Genomic DNA, 16,698 nt, shown 5'->3' with positions numbered 1-16,698 from the left:
GCATTTCGAAATGGGTGCCGTTTCCAACCGGATATGGACAGACATGAGCAAATCGGATGTCTCGCGCGGCGAGACCGCTTACCAGCAGTTGAAAGCCGCCATCCAGGCCGGCGAGATGCCGCCCGGATCGCGGGTCAGGGAACTGGAGATCGCCGAGCGTCTCGGCCTCAGCCGCACGCCGGCCCGCGAGGCGATCCGCCGGCTCGAGGCGGAAGGACTGATCTCCTTCACCCCGCGATTCGGCGCCGTGGTCTCCAAGCTCGATCACCAGGAAACCATCGAGCTCTATGACATTCGCGAGGTTCTGGAGGGCGCGGCTGCTGGCTTTGCCGCCCGTCACGCCTCGGTCGCGGAGATCGAGGAACTGGAGGAGCTGATCGCCTCGGAGGTCGACCATTTCGGCCAGTCCAAATCCATGGCCGACCTCAACCGGCTGATCCATTCGGCGATCTACCATGCGGCTCATAATCGCTTTCTCAAGCGGTCGCTGATCGGCCTGCGGGATTCCATGGCGCTGCTCGGCGGCACAACGCTGCGCCTGCCCGGGCGGGACGAGAGCGCCCATAACGAGCACCTCGCCATCCTCGCGGCCATCAAGGGGCGCGATCCCAAGACGGCGAACGAAGCCGCGCAGATCCACATCCGCAACGCCCAGCGCAGCCGCCTCAAGCTCATGCGCCAGGAATATCTGTCGCGCTCCAGCGACGAGGACGAGCCGGGCATCACCGACGACTGACCCCGACCGGCGCCGTGGCGCCGTACCGCCGGCATGGCGTCGGGCGCTCGCGCCGGTGCGGGCTTGGGGCCGTTCGGCGCGACGCCCGTTCAACACCAGGGAGACCAGCATGGCCGACTATCCGAAATGCGTGAGGATCAACGAGGAAGGGCCGCGCGAGGGCTTTCAGTTCGAGAAGGGACCGATCGCGACGGCCGACAAGATCGCGCTGATCGATGCGCTGTCGCAGGCGCGGCTGCCGCAGATCCAGGTGGCGTCCTTCGTCAATCCGGCCCGGGTGCCGGGCATGGCGGATGCGGACGCCGTGGTCGCCGGCATCACCCGCGCGCCGGGTACGGCCTACACCGCGCTGTGGCTGAACGAGAAGGGCTTCGACCGGGCGCTGGCCCATCGTGGCCAGCTCGATCTCAAGGGCTCGATCTCGATGGTCGCGTCGGAAAGCTTCATGCTGCGCAACCAGAACCGGGATTTTGCGGAGAACCGCCGGGTCCAGACGCGGATGGTGGCGCGCTATCTGGAGGCGGGCCTGACCGTCGAGCGGGCCTCGATGATGGCAGCCTTCGGCTGCAATTTCGAAGGCGAGGTGCCGGTCGCGCGTGTCCTTGCGGTGATGGCCGAGACCTTCGAGATCGCCGCGGAATGCGGCGTCACCATCAAGACCTATTCGCTGGCCGACACCATGGCTTGGGCGACGCCTGCCGCGGTGCAGCGGGTCGTTGGCGCGGTGCGCGAGCGCTGGCCGGAGCTGAAGGTCGCGCTGCATCTCCACGACACGCGCGGCATGGGCATCGCCAACGCCTTTGCCGGTCTGCAGATGGGCGTCGACACCTTCGATGCCTCCGTGGCCGGGCTCGGCGGCTGTCCGTTCGCCTGCCACAAGGCGGCCGCCGGCAATGTCTGCAGCGAGGATCTGGCGTTTCTCTGCGAGGAGATGGGCATCGAGACCGGGATCGACCTGGAAGCCCTGTCGGAAGCGGCGCGGCTTGCCGAACAGGTCGTCGGCCATGCGCTGCCCGGCAGCGTGATGAAGGCCGGCCGCCTCAACGCCTATCGCCGCGCCGCCTGAGGCATCAAATGCGTCCGGGGCGGGGGGTCAGTCGGTTCCGGCCCGGTCGCGCCATTCCTCCAGCGACATGCGCGGCATGGAAAACCGCGTGCTCTGGCGCGAATAGAGGCTGGCGAACAGGCGGCCGAGCGGCTCGTAATTGTCGATGTCGACATTCAGCGTCTGCGGATCGACGAGGCCCTGGCGCACATGGACGCAGAGCACCTCGCCCAGAACGATGTTGCGGCGGGGCGAGAATTTCAGCGTCTGCACCTCGCGGCATTCGAGCGCGATCGGGCTTTCAACGATCCGACCCGGCCCGACCATGGACGAGGCGGCGATGGTCAGGCCCGCCGCGTCGATCTCGCTTTCCTCCGGCGGCAGGTCGACGGCACAGATGTTCATCCGGTCGGCCAGGGCGTCGTCGACGAGGTTGATGACGAACTCCTTTTCCCGCGCGATGTTGTTGGCCGTGTCCTTGTGCTCGCCGGCCGCGTTCACCTGCAGGCCGAGAGCGACGATGGCCGGATCTTCCGACAGGACGTTGAAGAAGGAATAGGGCGCGGCGTTGTGATGGCCCTGAGGCGAGCGCGTCACGACCAGCGCGATCGGGCGCGGCACGATGGCGCTCGACAGGAGCTTGTAGCGCTCGCGCGGGGTCAACTCGGCAAGGTCGAAACGCGTGGTGGCGTCGGTCATGTCATCTCAGGCGTAGAGGAGGGAAGGGGTGTCGACGAGGATCGCCTGCAGCGCCGCCGCGTCGCCCTCGCACCAGCCGACAAGGACGTCGAGAAGGTCGGCGTCGTCGGGCATGATGCCGGCATGGTTGGGATGCGGCCAGTCGGTGCCCCAGACCAGCCGGTCGGGTGCGGCGGCGATGATGCGGGCGGCCATCGGCGCGACGTCCGGATAGTCGGGCGCATGGTTGGAGATCCGGTAGGCGCCGGAGATCTTGGCATAGGCCTCGCCCGCCGCCAGCATGTCGCACAGGAGGGCAAAGCCCGGATCGTTGGCGCCGCGGGAGGCCTGGGTGCGTCCGAAATGGTCGATCACGAAGGGGATCGGCAGCCGCCGCAGCTCGCTCCGCAATTCCGGCAAAAGGGCCGAATCCACCCAGAGCTGGGCGTGCCAGCCGAACTGCTTCACCCGCTCGGCGAGGGGGAAGAGGTGTTCCTGGCCGACGCCACCGCGAAAATGCGGGCCGCCGGTCTGCTGCATGAGATTGATCCGGAAACCACGCACGCCGGCCCGGTGCATCGCCTCCAGCTCAGCATCCGATATAGTGGAGTCGATCACCGCGATGCCGCGCAGCCAGTCATCGCCGGCACCATCGCCATTGGCATCCGCGAGCGCTTCGATCAGAAGGCGGTTGTCCGTGCCGTAGACGGTGGAGGTGACGAAGACTCCCCTGGCAAGGCCGAGCCGGTCGAGCAGCCCGCGATAGTCCGCAAGGGTCGCTTCGGGCGCCATGTGGGTTGCGGTGTCGGCCGGCAGATAGCGATCATGGGCGCCGAAGAGATGGCAATGGCTGTCCCACGCCCCTGCCGGGATCGTGGCGCGGGGCCGCCGGTCGCTGCTCAGCGGCGGTGCGCACAGCGGCTTGCCGTGGACCAGCCGTGGCGGAACGGTGGGGGCGTTGGAGCTGGCGGAAGCCATGGGCGGTCGCGATTTTCGTTGAAGTTGTCCTGAACGCTGGTATACATTTGCATCCTGTTGCGCGCAAGACGACGCCGCCGCATCGGAATTGTCGCCATTATACTGGGAGGTAAGCATGGCATTCACGACAGGAACGCTCACGCGTCTGATCGGCGCGCTCGGCATCGTCGCCGTTGCCGCCACGCCGATCACCGCCGTCGCGCAGGAGCGCATCACCATCGGAACCGGCTCCACGGGCGGGGTGTATTATCCGCTCGGCGGCGGCATGGCCGACATCTTCTCCAAGACCATCGACGGCGTGTCGGCGGCGGCGGAGGTCACGGGCGCCTCGATCGAAAATTCCCGCCGTGTCGGCGCCGGCGAGATGACGCTGGGGATCGGCAACGCCAACACGGTGTTCTTCGCCAGGAACGGGGAAGAGCCGTTCCGGCAGTCCTGGCCGCTGCAGGCGGTCGCTGCGCTCTATCCGAGCACCATCCAGATCATCGTGCGGACCGATTCCGGCATGGAGAGCATCGCCGATCTGGAAGGAAAGCGCGTCGCGGTCGGCCCTCCGGGCGGCTCCACCCGGGTGATGGCCGACGCGGTGTTCGAGGGGGCGGGCATCGACGTGCAGCGCGAATATCTCGACTTCACCGAGGCGACCGAGGCCCTCAAGGATCGCAATCTCGACGCGTCCGTCGTGCTGGCTGGCTTCCCGACGCCGACGGTGATCGATCTGGCCACCGCGGCCGAGATCAAGATCCTGCCGCTGGACGAGGCGGCCATTGCCGCCACGCACGAGAAATATCCCTATTACATCGAGGGCGTGATTCCGGCCGGGACCTATGAAGGCCAGACCGCGGACATCCCGACGATGGACATCTGGAACATCCTCTTCGTCAACGAGAAGACCGACGAGGAACTGGTCTATTCCATGACCAAGGCGCTGTTCGAGAATATCGGCGAACTGCAGGCGATCCATCCGGCGGCCAACCAGATCACGCCGGAATCGGCGGTGAAGACGCCGATCGATCTGGCGCCGGGAGCCCAGCGCTACTATCGCGAAATCGGCGCGCTCGACTGAGCCACGGTTTCGACCGATCAGCGGGCGCGACCGGCGGGGCCGGCCGCGCCCATCCTGCTCCAGCCAGCGATATTGCGATGTCCGACAAGTCAACTCCCGCCGCCGGCGTGCTGCTTGAGCGCGACCTCCTGCCGGCCGAGGACCCGGCCCTGGCCGCCGGTGCCGCCATCGGCGTCAACGGGCACTGGATGCTGCGGCTGATCGTCGGCATCGGCGTCGTCGCCTTCACGCTCTTCCACCTCTATACCGCCTATTACGGGCCTTTCACCGCGCTGCAGCAGCGCGTCGTCCATGTCTGCGGCATCGCGGCGATCCTGTTCCTGTCGACGGCGGCGGTGAGCGGTCGCTGGCTGCGCACCGCGCTCATCGTCCTGGCGCTGGTGACAGCCCTGCCGGCACTCTATGTCTGCCTCGACTATCGCGAGATCATCGAGACGGCGGGCATCGTCACCGAGCAGCAGATCTGGCTCGGCGCGATCCTGATCGGCGTGGTGCTGATCGCCACCCGCATGGTCATCGGCTGGCCGCTGGTCATCATCGCCCTTCTCGCGCTGGCCTATGCCGCCTTCGGCAACCTCCTGCCGCCGCCGATCGGGCATACCGGCTACGGCATCGACCGCATCGTTTCGCATCTCTACCTGACCACCGAAGGCGTCCTCGGCACCCCGGTCGGCGCCTCGGCGACCTATATCGCCGTCTTCGTCCTGTTCGGCGCGCTGTTGCAGACCACCGGCATGGGCGACGTCTTCATCGGCTTCGGCCATGCGCTGACCGGCCGCAAGAAGGGCGGGCCGGCCTATGTCGCCGTGATTTCCTCGGCGCTGTTCGGCTCGATCAACGGCAGCGCCGTCGCCAACGTCGCCAGCACCGGCACCTTCACCATCCCGCTGATGATCCGCACCGGCTACAAGCCGCAGACGGCGGCGGCCATTGAGGCGGCCGCCTCGTCGGGCGGGCAGATCATGCCGCCGATCATGGGCGCGGCGGCCTTCCTGATGGTCTCCTTCACGGGCATTCCCTATGTCGAGATCATCAGCCACGCGCTGTTCCCGGCACTGTTGTATTTCGGCGCGGTGTTCGCGGCGGTGCAGCTGCATGCAGCCCGATACGATGTGAAGGCGGTCGCTGCGGCGGACTTGCCGAATTTCCGGCATCTTCTCCTGACGCGGGGCTACATGCTCCTGCCGATCCCGATCCTCCTCTACTTCCTGCTCGACGGCTACACGCCCTACCGCGCCGGCTTCTACGCCATCGTGGCGGCTCTGGTGCTGGCGATGTTCGCCAGATCGTCGCGACCGACCCCGGCGCGGCTGATGGCGACCTGCCGGGCCGCGGTGGCCGGGCTGCTGCCGGTGGCGACGGCCTGCGCCTGTGCCGGCATCGTCATCGGCATGCTGACCCTGACCGGGCTCGGACTGAAGCTTTCCGGCCTCATCGTCGACGCCAGCGGCGGCTCGCTCTTCATCGCGCTCTGCCTGACCGCAATCGCCTCGATCGTGCTCGGCATGGGATTGCCGACGGTGGGCGTCTATCTGCTGCTGGCGGTGCTCGTTGCGCCGGCGCTGACCCAGATGGGCGTGCCGCTGATCGCCGCGCATCTCTTCATCTTCTACTACGGCCTCGTCTCGGCGATCACGCCGCCCGTGGCGCTGGCAGCCTATGCCGCGGCGGCCATCGCCAAGTCGAAACCGCTGGAAACCTCCGTCGAGGCGTTCCTGATGGGGCTCGCCAAGATCGTCGTGCCCTTCGTCTTCGTCTATGGCCCGGAAATCCTCCTGATCGGCACGACGGGCGACATCGTGGTCGCCATCACCTCGGCCTTCGTCGGCGTCTATGCGCTGTCCATCGCCACCACCGGCTGGTGGGGCGGACCGCTCGCACCGTGGCGGCGCATCATCGTCGGGACGGGGTCGGTTCTGATGATGATGCCCGGTCTTTGGACCGACCTTGCGGCGATCCCGGTGATCCTCGCGCCGCTCTATCTGCTGCGCCCGACCAACCCCAAGCCTGCATGAGCCGAATGACATGACTGCAGACGAACTGCGCGCCCTCGCCACCCGGGCGATCGCGGCGAACGGCGCTCCGCGCAAGATCGCGGAGACGGTCGCCGATGTGCTGGTGGAAGCCGATCTGCGCGGGGTCGCGTCCCATGGCGTGGCCCGCCTGCCCAATTACGTGGCGCGGGCGAAGGCGGGCCTGATCGATCCGGCTGCCGAAGCCACGATCGTCAGCGACGCCGGCGGTCTGGTGATCCTCGACGGCAACAATGGCTACGGTCCGACGGCGGCCATGCGGGCCGTGGAGCTGGCGGTCGAGCGGGCGGCGGCTCACGGCGTCGCCTGGATCTCGGTGCGGGGCTCCAACCATTTCGGCCTCGCCTCGGCCTATACCCAGCGGCTGGCGCGGCAGGGCTGCGCGGCGATCGTGGTCTCCAACGCGCCGCCGGCCATGGCGGCGATCGGGGGCAAGCGACCGGTGCTGGGCACCAACCCGGTGTCGATCGCGGTGCCGGGCGCTGAGCCGCCCGTCACGCTGGATATGGCGACGACCGTGGTGGCGCGCGGCAAGATCCGCCGGGCCGCCGCCGAGGACCAGCCGATCGCCGAAGGGCTCGCCCTCGATGCCGACGGCCGGCCGACGACCGACGCCCATGCCGCGCTGGCCGGGACGCTCGCCCCGATCGGGGGACCGAAGGGATACGGTCTGGCGCTGATGATCGAATTGCTGACCGGCTTCTTCGCCGGCGGCTCGGCCGCGACCGAGCTCGGCGAATCCAGCGATTTCTCCCGTACGGCCGGGACCTGCTTCACGCTGATCGCGGCCCGCACCGACCATCTGGGAGAGCCCGACGCGCGGCTTGCGGCGATCACCCGCATGATCCGGGCCTCGGGCGAGCCGGGCGAGGTGCTTCTGCCGGGCGAGATCGAGGAGCGGCGCAGCGCCGCGAACCGCGAGAGCGGGCTGTCCATCCCGGCCAAGGTACTGGCGGAGATCGACGCGCTTCTGTGACGGACGGTGAAACGCGCGGTTGAGGCTGCCCCTCAGTCGCCCGTGTCCGGCGCCGGCTCGCGGCGGGGGCCCATGCGGATGACCGCGTCGAGGGCGAGGATGCCGCGCGCATGTTCGCGGACCAGCACGGGATTGATCTCGGCCTCGATCACGCGCGGCTCCACGGCGAGCTGCGACAGGGCGACGAGACCGTCGGCAAGGGCGTCGAGATCGCCCTCCGGCGCCCCGCGATAGCCCCGCAGCAACGCAAAACTCTTCACCGAGGCGATCATGGCGCGCGCGCCGTCACGCGAGACCGGGGCCGGGCTGACGGCGAGATCGGCGAAGATTTCCGTCATCACGCCGCCGAGCCCGACGCTGACCATCGGGCCGGTGACCGGGTCGCGGGTGAAGCCGAGAATGGCTTCGCCCAAGCCGCGCGCCATCTGCGCCACCATGTAGCCCCCGCTCCGGGCCTGCGGCACCTGCCGGGCGAGATGGCCGCGCATGTCCGCGAGGGCGGCGGCGACGTCGCTGCGACCGGCAAGGTCCAGCCGAACGGCCCCCGCCTCCGATTTGTGCGGCAGATCGGCCGAGACCGCCTTCAGGACATAGGGCCCGGCAAAGGGCAGATCGGGCAGAGGCTCGTCGGCCCCCACATGCAGGCTTTGCGGTCCGGCGATGCCAAGCGCCGCGAAGATGTCGGCCGCGGCGATCTCGTCGGCCAGCCCTTCGGGCAGCGCCGCGAGCCGCTCCGTGACGGCGTCGGACAAGCGGGCGGGACCCGGCGGCGGCGGCGCGGGATCGGCCAGAAGCGCCGCAACGGCCTGGGCACAGCTTTCCACCGTCCGGAAGGCCGGCACGCCGCCATCGTTGAACAGCGCCAGGCTTTCGGGCGCGTGCGGCACCGGCATGGCGATCACCGGTGCGGCCTCCGGTCCAAGCTCGGCGACCGCGTCGACGATGGGCCGGACGGCGATCTCGGGATTGAACTGGGCCGACGAGCCGATGGCGGCGACGATCAGGCCGGTCTCCGGATCGCTCGCCAGCGCGGCGACCACGGCCTTCATCGTCTCGTAGCGGGCCCCGGCGAAGGTGACGTCGACGATCGGCCCGGGCTTGATGGCGATCCCCTCGGCGCGAAGAGCGGCATCGGCGCGGGGCGACAGGCCGGCCAGCGCCGAGCCCTTGAGGGCGATGCCGTCATAGACCATGCCGCCGCCGCCGCCCGTCGTCGTCAGCACGGTGGCGCGCTTCGGGCGCGACGCGAGGCGGGTGCGCAGGGACAGGGCGCCGGCGGTCTCGATCATGCCCTCGAAACTGTCGGCGACGACGATGCTGTGATGGGCGAGGAAGCTCGCCAGGGCCCTCGGCCCGCCGATCATTGCGCCCGTATGGGACTGGGCGAGCGCCCGGCCGGCTTCCGAGCGGCCGACGAGGAAGGCGGTGATCGGCTTGCCGAGGGCGCGGGCGCGCGCCGCAAAGGCGGCGACCCTCTCGGGCCGGCGCAGGGTCTCGACGAACAGCGCGAAGGAATCGAAGGCCTCGTCCTCGACCAGCGCCTCGCCGAGTTCGCCGACGCCCAGCATCGCCTCGTTGCCGACGGACACGAAGGCGCCGAAGCCGCGCCCCGTGGCCGCGCCGCGCGACAGGATGGCGCCGATCACCGAACCCGATTGCGACAGCACCGCGGTGCGCCCCTGGGGCAGGGCGTCGATGGCGAAGGCGGCGTTGGTGGTGGCCGAAAAGCCCGCCGCCGACCCGACGACGCCGGTGGAGTTCGGCCCGATCAGCGCGACGCCGGCCTCGCGCGCGGCGGCGACGAGCCGGGCCTGCCGGGCGATGCCCTCGCCGCCGGATTCGGCAAAGCCGTCGGCCAGGACGGTGGCGACCTTGACGCCGGCGGCCGCGCAATCGGCAACGGCGCCGATCGCCCGCTCCGTATCGAGCAGGATGTAGGCGTGGTCCGGCACCTGGGGCAGGGCGGCGAGGCTGGGCCAGGCCCTTGCCCCCTGCACGGTGTCGCGGCGTGGATTGACCGGATAGACCGTGCCGGCATAGCCATGGCGGGCGAGAAACGCCTGCGGCCTTGCGGTCAGTCGGCCGGCGGTGTCTGAGGCGCCGATGATGGCGACGCTGCGCGGGCGCAGCAGGGCATCGACGAAGGCCGGGCCGCGTGCGCTGCCGGTCATGGCCGGGCGTCCGACGGTGCCGGCCGGGGCGGCCGTTGCGAGAACTTCTCGCCGAAGATTTCCTCGGCGATGCGGTTCTTCAGGATCTCGGTGCTGCCGCCGGCGATCATCCAGCCGCGGGTGCGGCGCAGGCAGTACTGGACGATATGGTCCTCGCCGAAGCCCAGCGCACCCATCACCTGCAGCGCCTCGTTCGCGGCGAAGTGGCCGGCCTCGTTGCAGGCGAGCTTGGCCATCGCGGTCTCCATGGCGGAGGGCAGGCCCTCACCGGCATTGATCACGGCGCGGGTCAGCAGCAGCTCGGCCGCATCTAGCTTCACGGCCATGTCGGCGAATTTCCACTGGATGCCCTGGAACTCGGCGAGACGGCGGCCGAACTGGCGCCGCTCCAGCGCGTGGTCACGGGCGACCTCGAAGGCAAGGCGGCCGACGGCGACGGCCCGCGAGGCATTGCCCAGGCGCTCGACATTGAAGCCGGAGATCTGCTTCTTGAAGCCGCCGGGGCCGAGCAGGACGTTCTCGGGCGGCACGTAGAGATTGTCGAAATAGAGCTGGCTCCAGCTCTCGCCGTTCATGTAGCGGACCGGCTGGCCGACGCTGAAGCCCTCCATGCCGCGCTCGAGAATGACCGAGCCGATGCCCGAGACGCCGGGCCCGAAGCGGCAATAGCAGAGGATCAGGTCGGCGGAGCCCGAATGGGTGCCGAACACCTTGGTGCCGTTCAGGCGGTAGCCGTCGCCGTCGGGCGTGGCGGTGGTCGCCAGCTCGGTCACGGCGGAGCCGGCCTCCGGTTCGCTCATGCCGACCGAGATCACCGTCCGGCCGGCCAGCAGACCCGGCAGCCAGCGCGCCCGCTGCGCGGCGGTGGCGAATTCCGACAGCGTGCGGATCGCGCCGAAATTGCCGGCCTGCACCACATCGGCGGAGCGGGGGCAGACCTGGGCGATCTCGCGGATGGCGATGACCGCGTCCATCAGCGTGCCGCCCTGGCCGCCATCGGCCTCGTCCATCATGATGCCCATCAGCCCCATGTCGACGAGTTTCTGGGTCGTGGCCGGATCGAGACCGTCGGCATTGGCACGGGCGACCCGGCCCTCGGCCAGTTCGGCTCGGGCGAATTTCGCGACCGCGTCGCGGAACATGATCTGCTCCGGCGTGTAGAGGCTGTCCATGGATCGTCCTTTCAGCGGGGTCTCAGCGCGACAAGGCCCGAACGACCGCGTCGGCGAAGCCGGCGGTCGTTCCGTCGCCGCCGAGATCGGGCGTGTGGGTGGCGGGATCGGCAAGGGCGGCGGTCACCGCCGCCTCGATCGCCCTTGCGGCATCGGTGAGGAGCGGCTCGCCCCGCCGCGCGCCGAGCCACTCCAGGAGGAGGGCGGCCGAGAGGATGAGCGCCACCGGATTGGCGATGCCCCGGCCGGCGATGTCGGGCGCCGAGCCGTGGACGGCTTGCGCCACGGCGTGCTCCGCCCCGACATTCAGTGCCGGGGCGAGACCCAGCCCGCCGGCCAGTTCGCCGGCCTCGTCGGAGAGAATGTCGCCGTACATGTTGGTGGTGACGACGACATCGTAGACGGAGGCATCGCGCACCAGATGCGCCGCCATCGCGTCGACGATCACCTCTTCGAGCGACACCGTCGGATAGTCTCCGGCCACATGGCGAACGGCCTCGAGGAACAGGCCATCCGTCTGGCGCAGCACATTGGCCTTGTGGACCGCCGTCACCTTGCGGCGACGATGCAGGGCGGCCTCGAAGGCGGCACGGGCGATCCGCTCGCAGGCGCTTCGGGTGATCTTGCGCACGGCCAGCGCCATGTCGGGGCTCGGCATGAACTCGCCGCTGCCGGCGAACATCGAGCGGTCGGCGTAGAAGCCTTCGGTGTTTTCCCGGTAGATCACCAGATCCATCCGCCGGGCGGCGCCCGGCAGGCGCGACACGCTGGGCCGGATATTGGCGTAGAGGTCGAGCCCGCGGCGAATGCGGGCCGAGGGATTGGGCTGCCCCTCGGCATATTCGTAGGTCGCAAGCGGCGCGAGGATGACGCCGTCGGCGGCGCGGATCCGCGCTTCGCTGGCATCGGAAAAGGTCGTGCCCTCCGCCGCGAAGGCCGCCAGTCCGACCGGTATCTCGCTGAAGGAGAGGCCGAGCCCGAAACGGCGGTCCGCCGCTGCGAGCACGGCGAGGGTCGCCTCGGCGATCTCCGGGCCGATGCCGTCGCCCCTCAGAACCGCCAGATCGATAGCCATAACACGCCTCCCCATGCTGTTGTCCGGCAAATGTTCGGTTGACCGGACAATTGGTTTCGGGTTCATTCGCACGGAATGAAGGCGGGCGGCAAGCCTTGCGGCATACGGGTCGCCGCCATCGCCATCACCGGACCAGAATGGGAGGAAACCAGCCGTGCTTCTGAAAGAGATCGGGGCCTATGTTGCGCGCGAGCGCAGCTCGGAGCTGTCGGACAAGACGATCCACCACGCCAAGCGCGCGGTGATCGACTGGTTCGCGGCGACCATGCCGGGGACCGCCCAGGACCCGGGGCCGATGCTGCGCGCCGCGCTCGCCGAGGAGATCGGCCATGGCCGCGCCGTCGTGCTGCCGGGCGGCGCGACGGCGCTGACCCGCACGGCCGCCTTTCTCAACGGCACGGCCGCCCACACCGCCGAGTTCGACGACATCCACCGCGACTCGGCCGTTCATCCGGGCTGCGCGACCATCGCGGCGGCGCTCGCCTGCGCCCAGACCACGGGCTGCGACGGCGAAACCTTCCTGCGCGGCGTGATCGCCGGCTTCGAGGTGTCGACGCGCATCGGCCTTGCGATGACCCGCGAGCATTACAAGTTCTGGCACGCGACCGCGACGATCTCGACCTTCGGCGCGTCGGCCGCCGCGGCGCTGATCCTCGGCCTCGACGAGGACGAGACGGCCCACGCGCTGGCGACGGCCGCGACGATGGCGGCGGGGCTGCAGCAGGCGTTCCGGTCCGACGCGATGAGCAAGCCGATCCATGCCGGCCATGCCGCGGAAGCCGGCGTCACCAGCGCGATGGCAGCCGGCAAGGGCGTCACCGGGGCGCTCGACGTCCTCGACGGGCCGGTCGGCATGGGGGCCGCGATGAGCGGGCGGGCCGACTGGTCGAAGGCGACCGCCGGGCTCGGCAGCGCCTACAATATCGAGGTCATGACCTTCAAGAACCATGGCTGCTGCGGCCATACCTTCGCGGCCATCGACGGGGCGCTGGTGCTGAAGCATCAGCACGGCATCGATGCCGCGGACATCGACAGCATTCATGTCGGTACCTACCGGCCGAGCGTCGACATCTGCAACCGGCCCGACCCGCAGACGCCGGTCGATTGCCGGTTCAGCCTCCACTATGTCGTCGCTCATGCGCTGGTCCACGGCTCGGTCCGCCTCGCCGCCTTCGAGCCCGAGCGCATGGCGGACCCGGCGGTGCGCGATCTCCTGCCGAAGATCACGCTGGAGCTCGACGAGGACATCGATTCCCGCTTTCCCGGCCAGCGCGCGGCGCGGGTGACGATCGTCATGACGAATGGCGAACGCTTCAGCTTCCTGCAGCCGACCCGCAAGGGCGATCCGGACATGCCGCTGAGCGACGCGGAACTGTCCGACAAGTTCACCGAGCTGGCCGGCTCCGTGCTGGCGGCAGCCGAAGCCGAGGCGCTGCTGGCGGCGCTCTGGGGTCTGGAGAAGCGGACTTCTCTCGACCTGCCGGGTCTCCAGGCGACGCCGGCGCGTGCCAGCGTCGCCTGACCATCTTCCGATACAACGAAAAAGGCCGGACCCTCGCAGGTCCGGCCTTTTTCATGTCGGGCGTGCCGGCGTCAGGCAGGCGCCGTTCGGCGCCTGGCGAGCATGTCGCGGATGATCGGGAAGGCCAGGACCAGCAGTGTCAGCACCGCGATGGTGACCGAGATCGGCCTGGTGACGAAGACCAGCCAGTCGTTCTGCGAGATGAGCAGGGCCAGCCGCATGTTCTCCTCCGCCATGGGCCCGAGGATCAGGCCGAGCACGGCCGGGGCAAGCGGGAAGTCCAGCCGCTCCATGGCATAGCCCAGAAGGCCGAAGCCCAGCATCATGTAGAGATCGAACATGGAATTGTTGATCGAGTAGACGCCGACGGCCGTCAGGCCGGCGATGAGGGGCACCAGCAGTACCCGCGGCAGTCGCAGCACATGGATGAACACGCGCGTGCCGATAATGCCGCCGATGAACATCAGCAGCGCCGAGGTCACGAACATCTGGATCATGAAGCCGTAGACGACGTCCGGATAGTCGCGGAACAGCGCCGGGCCGGGCCGCAGGCCGTGGATCAGGAGGCCGCCGAGGATGACGGCGGCGACCGAGCTGCCCGGCACGCCGAGGGTCAGGGCCGGGACAAGGGCGGCGGAATTGTCGGCATTGTTGCCGCATTCGCCGGCGGCGACGCCTTCCGGCGAGCCTTCGCCGAATTCATCCGGCGTCTTGGAGGCGCGCTTGGCTTCGTTGTAGGACAGGAAGGCGGCGATGTTGCCGCCGGCGCCCGGAAGCAAGCCGACGATGACGCCGATGATCGACGAGCGCGTCCAGGTCTTCCACAGCCGCCGCCAGTCGTCGAACATGCCGTGGCTGGATTTCACCCGCAGCTTGTCGCGGCTGATTCCCGTCTTTACCGCCTCCTCGGCCATCGCGATGGCCGGGGGGATGGCGTAGAGGCCGGTCAGCAGCACGACGATGTTGAAGCCGTCATAGAGATTGATGTTGCCGAAGGTGAAACGCTGCGCGCCGGTGATCGTGTCGATGCCGATGCAGCCGATCAGGAGGCCGATGCAGGCGGACAGGACGCCCTTGATCGGGTTCTTGCCGACGAAGACGGCAATGGCCGACAGGCCGAAGATACCGACCCAGAAATATTCCGCCGGGCCGAAGGCCAGGGTGACGCGGGCCAAAGGCGGCGCCAGCGTCATCAGGACGACGGCGCTGACCATGCCGCCGATGGCCGAGGAGACCACCGCGATCTGCAGGGCGCGTCCGGCCTCGCCCTTCTGGGCCATGGGGTAGCCGTCGAAGGTGGTGACGATCGAGGCCGGGGTGCCGGGAATGCGCAGCAGCACGGCCGGGATCGCGCCGCCATACATGGCGCCGTTGTAGATGCCGGCCATCATGCCGAGCCCGACCAGCGGATCGAGCCCGAAGGTCAGCGGAATGAGAACGGCGATGCCCATGGTCGCAGACAGGCCGGGCAGGGCGCCGATGGCGATGCCCAGCACCACGCCCGCCACCATGGCGAAGAGATTCGCTGGCTGGAAGACATAGGGAAGGGCGTGAAGGAGCGGTTCGAACACGTCAGGAACTCCGAATGGCCGCTGGTGTCAGTAGAACATGCCGTGCGGCAGCGGCCGCTCGAACACGAGGATGAAGACCACGTAGACCAGCACCAGGAAGCTCACCGTGGCGGCGGCCAGAAGGCGATAGTCCCGGAAGCCGAGAGCGAGGGCGAGGGCGACGATGAGGATCGCCGTTGCCACGAAATAGCCGAGGGTGCTGATGGCCACGACGTAGGCGATGAACGCCCCGAAGGTGATCAGGAAGTTCCGCGAATTGCGGAAGAAGGGCTGGTTCAGCTTGGGGTCCGTGGCCGCCGCGGGGGCCCGGCCGGACCGCAGCGGCACCGTGCGCAGGAGCATCAGGACCGCGCACAGGGCCATGACGGTGCTGATCATCCGCGGGAAGATCATCGACTTGAAGGGCAGTGAACCCGAGGCGACGAACACGCTGACCGCCAGCAGCAGCAGCGCCACCGCGCCAATTCTGTCCTTGATGTAAGTCATCCCAAGTATCCGTTATCAGATTCCGGTATGAAGTCTCCGGAATACGCAGTGTGTTCTTCGAGATCTAACGAGCAGTCTTCCATAAAACGCATTTTTCGTGATTTCAATGTTTACATCTTCATAGGATTATTCCACGCTATTGCGATTCCCGGCGAGGTGCCGGGAAGTTCAGACCAGAAGCAGTGGAGGAAACCATGCGAATATTCAGGGCAATCGCGGCAGCGGGCCTGGCGGTGTCGGCGCTGGCCATGGGCGCGTCGGGCAGCGCCGCGGCCGAATATCCCGAGCGCAACGTCACCATGTATGTGGCCTACTCGCCCGGCGGCGGCACCGACGTCATGGCGCGCACCCTCATTCCCTATCTGGAGAAATATCTGCCGGGCGACGGCTCCATCGTCGTCGAGAACAAGCCGGGCGCCGGTGGCGAGATCGGCTTCACTGCCATCGCGACCGCCGAGAATGACGGCTACAGCATCGGCATGATCAACGTGCCGGCCGTCGTCACGCCGCTGATCCAGCGCACGCCCGGCTACGACCTCGACAGCTTCGAAACCCTGGGCAATGTCGTTTCCGATCCCGGCACCATCGTCGTGCGCGAGGATTCCGAATTCCAGACGCTGGACGATCTCGTGACCTATGTCCGCGAGAATCCCGGCTCGCTGCCGATCGGCAATTCCGCCATCGGCGGCTCGACCCATACGGCGCTGCTGCGCTTCCTCGGCATGGCCGATCTGGAAGTGACCCATGTGCCGTTCCCGGGCTCCGCGCCGAGCCGCACCGCGCTTCTGGGCGGGCATGTGGCGGCGTCGATCATGGGGCTCGGCGAGGCCGGCCCGTATCACCAGGAAGGCAAGCTGCGGATCTTGGGCACCATGGCGTCCGAGCGCTGGGACGAAGTGCCGGAGGCCCCGACCTTCAAGGAGCTGGGCTATGACATCGTGGCCGGCTCCGATCGCGGCCTCGTCGCGCCGGCGGGCATTCCCGAGGATGCGGCCACGGCGCTGGCCGAGGCCGTGCGCCAGGCGGTCGCCGATCCGGAGTTCCAGGAGGAGGCACGCAAGCAGCTCCTGCCGCTGAACTACCTGCCGCCGAAGGAGCACCGGGAGCATCTCGCCGAGACCCTGACCAAGATGGAAGAGGTCTGGGAGCGCACGCCCTGGGGTAAGTGAGCTTCTAACAGGAACACCCC

14 protein-coding genes are annotated in these 16,698 nt (G+C 68.5%); 7 read left to right on the top strand and 7 right to left on the bottom strand.

Annotation, left to right across the window (positions count from 1 at the left end; translation table 11 throughout):
* Window positions 1-43: 43 nt before the first annotated feature.
* Window positions 44-736, top strand: a complete 693-nt coding sequence (locus J3367_RS13525; RefSeq protein ID WP_051141661.1) for a GntR family transcriptional regulator — start codon at window positions 44-46, stop codon at window positions 734-736.
* Window positions 737-845: 109 nt separating this feature from the next.
* Window positions 846-1,802: a hydroxymethylglutaryl-CoA lyase gene (locus J3367_RS13520; protein WP_421461355.1), complete on the top strand. Its 957-nt coding sequence runs from the start codon at window positions 846-848 to the stop codon at window positions 1,800-1,802.
* 27 nt (window positions 1,803-1,829) lie between these two features.
* Here the strand turns inward: J3367_RS13520 and J3367_RS13515 are convergent, their stop codons facing one another.
* Window positions 1,830-2,480, bottom strand: a complete 651-nt coding sequence (locus J3367_RS13515) for a flavin reductase family protein (protein ID WP_024352100.1) — start codon at window positions 2,478-2,480, stop codon at window positions 1,830-1,832.
* A gap of 6 nt (window positions 2,481-2,486) precedes the next feature.
* A complete protein-coding gene (locus J3367_RS13510) occupies window positions 2,487-3,437 on the bottom strand; it encodes an amidohydrolase family protein (RefSeq protein WP_024352101.1) in 951 nt (316 codons plus the stop codon).
* Window positions 3,438-3,552: 115 nt separating this feature from the next.
* Between J3367_RS13510 and J3367_RS13505 the strand changes: the two genes are divergently transcribed.
* From J3367_RS13505 to J3367_RS13495, 3 genes are all read left to right on the top strand, one after another.
* A complete protein-coding gene (locus tag J3367_RS13505) occupies window positions 3,553-4,503 on the top strand; it encodes a TAXI family TRAP transporter solute-binding subunit (protein WP_277024733.1) in 951 nt (316 codons plus the stop codon).
* Window positions 4,504-4,580: 77 nt separating this feature from the next.
* Window positions 4,581-6,518: a TRAP transporter permease gene (locus tag J3367_RS13500; RefSeq protein WP_024352103.1), complete on the top strand. Its 1,938-nt coding sequence runs from the start codon at window positions 4,581-4,583 to the stop codon at window positions 6,516-6,518.
* A gap of 10 nt (window positions 6,519-6,528) precedes the next feature.
* A complete protein-coding gene (locus J3367_RS13495; RefSeq protein ID WP_024352104.1) occupies window positions 6,529-7,512 on the top strand; it encodes an Ldh family oxidoreductase in 984 nt (327 codons plus the stop codon).
* Between the two features lie 32 nt (window positions 7,513-7,544).
* On the opposite strand, the gene J3367_RS13490 is transcribed toward J3367_RS13495, so the two are convergent.
* The 3 genes from J3367_RS13490 to J3367_RS13480 are packed head-to-tail and all read right to left on the bottom strand — an operon-like array spanning window position 7,545 to window position 11,930.
* A complete protein-coding gene (locus tag J3367_RS13490) occupies window positions 7,545-9,683 on the bottom strand; it encodes an acetate--CoA ligase family protein (protein ID WP_024352105.1) in 2,139 nt (712 codons plus the stop codon).
* A complete protein-coding gene (locus tag J3367_RS13485) occupies window positions 9,680-10,855 on the bottom strand; it encodes an acyl-CoA dehydrogenase family protein (RefSeq protein ID WP_024352106.1) in 1,176 nt (391 codons plus the stop codon). The genes J3367_RS13490 and J3367_RS13485 overlap by 4 nt, the downstream gene beginning before the upstream one ends.
* 22 nt (window positions 10,856-10,877) lie before the next feature.
* Window positions 10,878-11,930, bottom strand: a complete 1,053-nt coding sequence (locus tag J3367_RS13480) for an isocitrate/isopropylmalate dehydrogenase family protein (protein ID WP_230788344.1) — start codon at window positions 11,928-11,930, stop codon at window positions 10,878-10,880.
* Between the two features lie 154 nt (window positions 11,931-12,084).
* Between J3367_RS13480 and J3367_RS13475 the strand changes: the two genes are divergently transcribed.
* Window positions 12,085-13,452, top strand: a complete 1,368-nt coding sequence (locus tag J3367_RS13475) for an MmgE/PrpD family protein (protein ID WP_024352108.1) — start codon at window positions 12,085-12,087, stop codon at window positions 13,450-13,452.
* A gap of 71 nt (window positions 13,453-13,523) precedes the next feature.
* On the opposite strand, the gene J3367_RS13470 is transcribed toward J3367_RS13475, so the two are convergent.
* Together J3367_RS13470 and J3367_RS13465 are read right to left on the bottom strand one after the other, a co-directional pair.
* A complete protein-coding gene (locus J3367_RS13470; protein WP_024352109.1) occupies window positions 13,524-15,023 on the bottom strand; it encodes a tripartite tricarboxylate transporter permease in 1,500 nt (499 codons plus the stop codon).
* A 27-nt stretch (window positions 15,024-15,050) separates the two neighbouring features.
* The gene (locus tag J3367_RS13465) at window positions 15,051-15,509 is read right to left on the bottom strand and encodes a tripartite tricarboxylate transporter TctB family protein (protein WP_024352110.1); all 459 of its coding nucleotides are present in this window, start codon (window positions 15,507-15,509) and stop codon (window positions 15,051-15,053) included.
* A 194-nt stretch (window positions 15,510-15,703) separates the two neighbouring features.
* Here J3367_RS13465 and J3367_RS13460 point away from each other — a divergent pair, with 194 nt between their 5' ends.
* Complete coding sequence (locus tag J3367_RS13460; RefSeq protein ID WP_024352111.1) at window positions 15,704-16,678, top strand: tripartite tricarboxylate transporter substrate binding protein; 975 nt, start codon at window positions 15,704-15,706, stop codon at window positions 16,676-16,678.
* The last annotated feature ends 20 nt before the right edge of the window (window positions 16,679-16,698 follow it).

Origin of the sequence: Aurantimonas sp. NFXS3 (assembly GCF_049132005.1) — a bacterium.
Classification (GTDB): domain Bacteria; phylum Pseudomonadota; class Alphaproteobacteria; order Rhizobiales; family Rhizobiaceae; genus Aurantimonas; species Aurantimonas coralicida.
The sequence above is the reverse complement of the archived record's forward strand: the minus strand, read 5'-3'. Positions and strand labels throughout refer to the sequence as shown.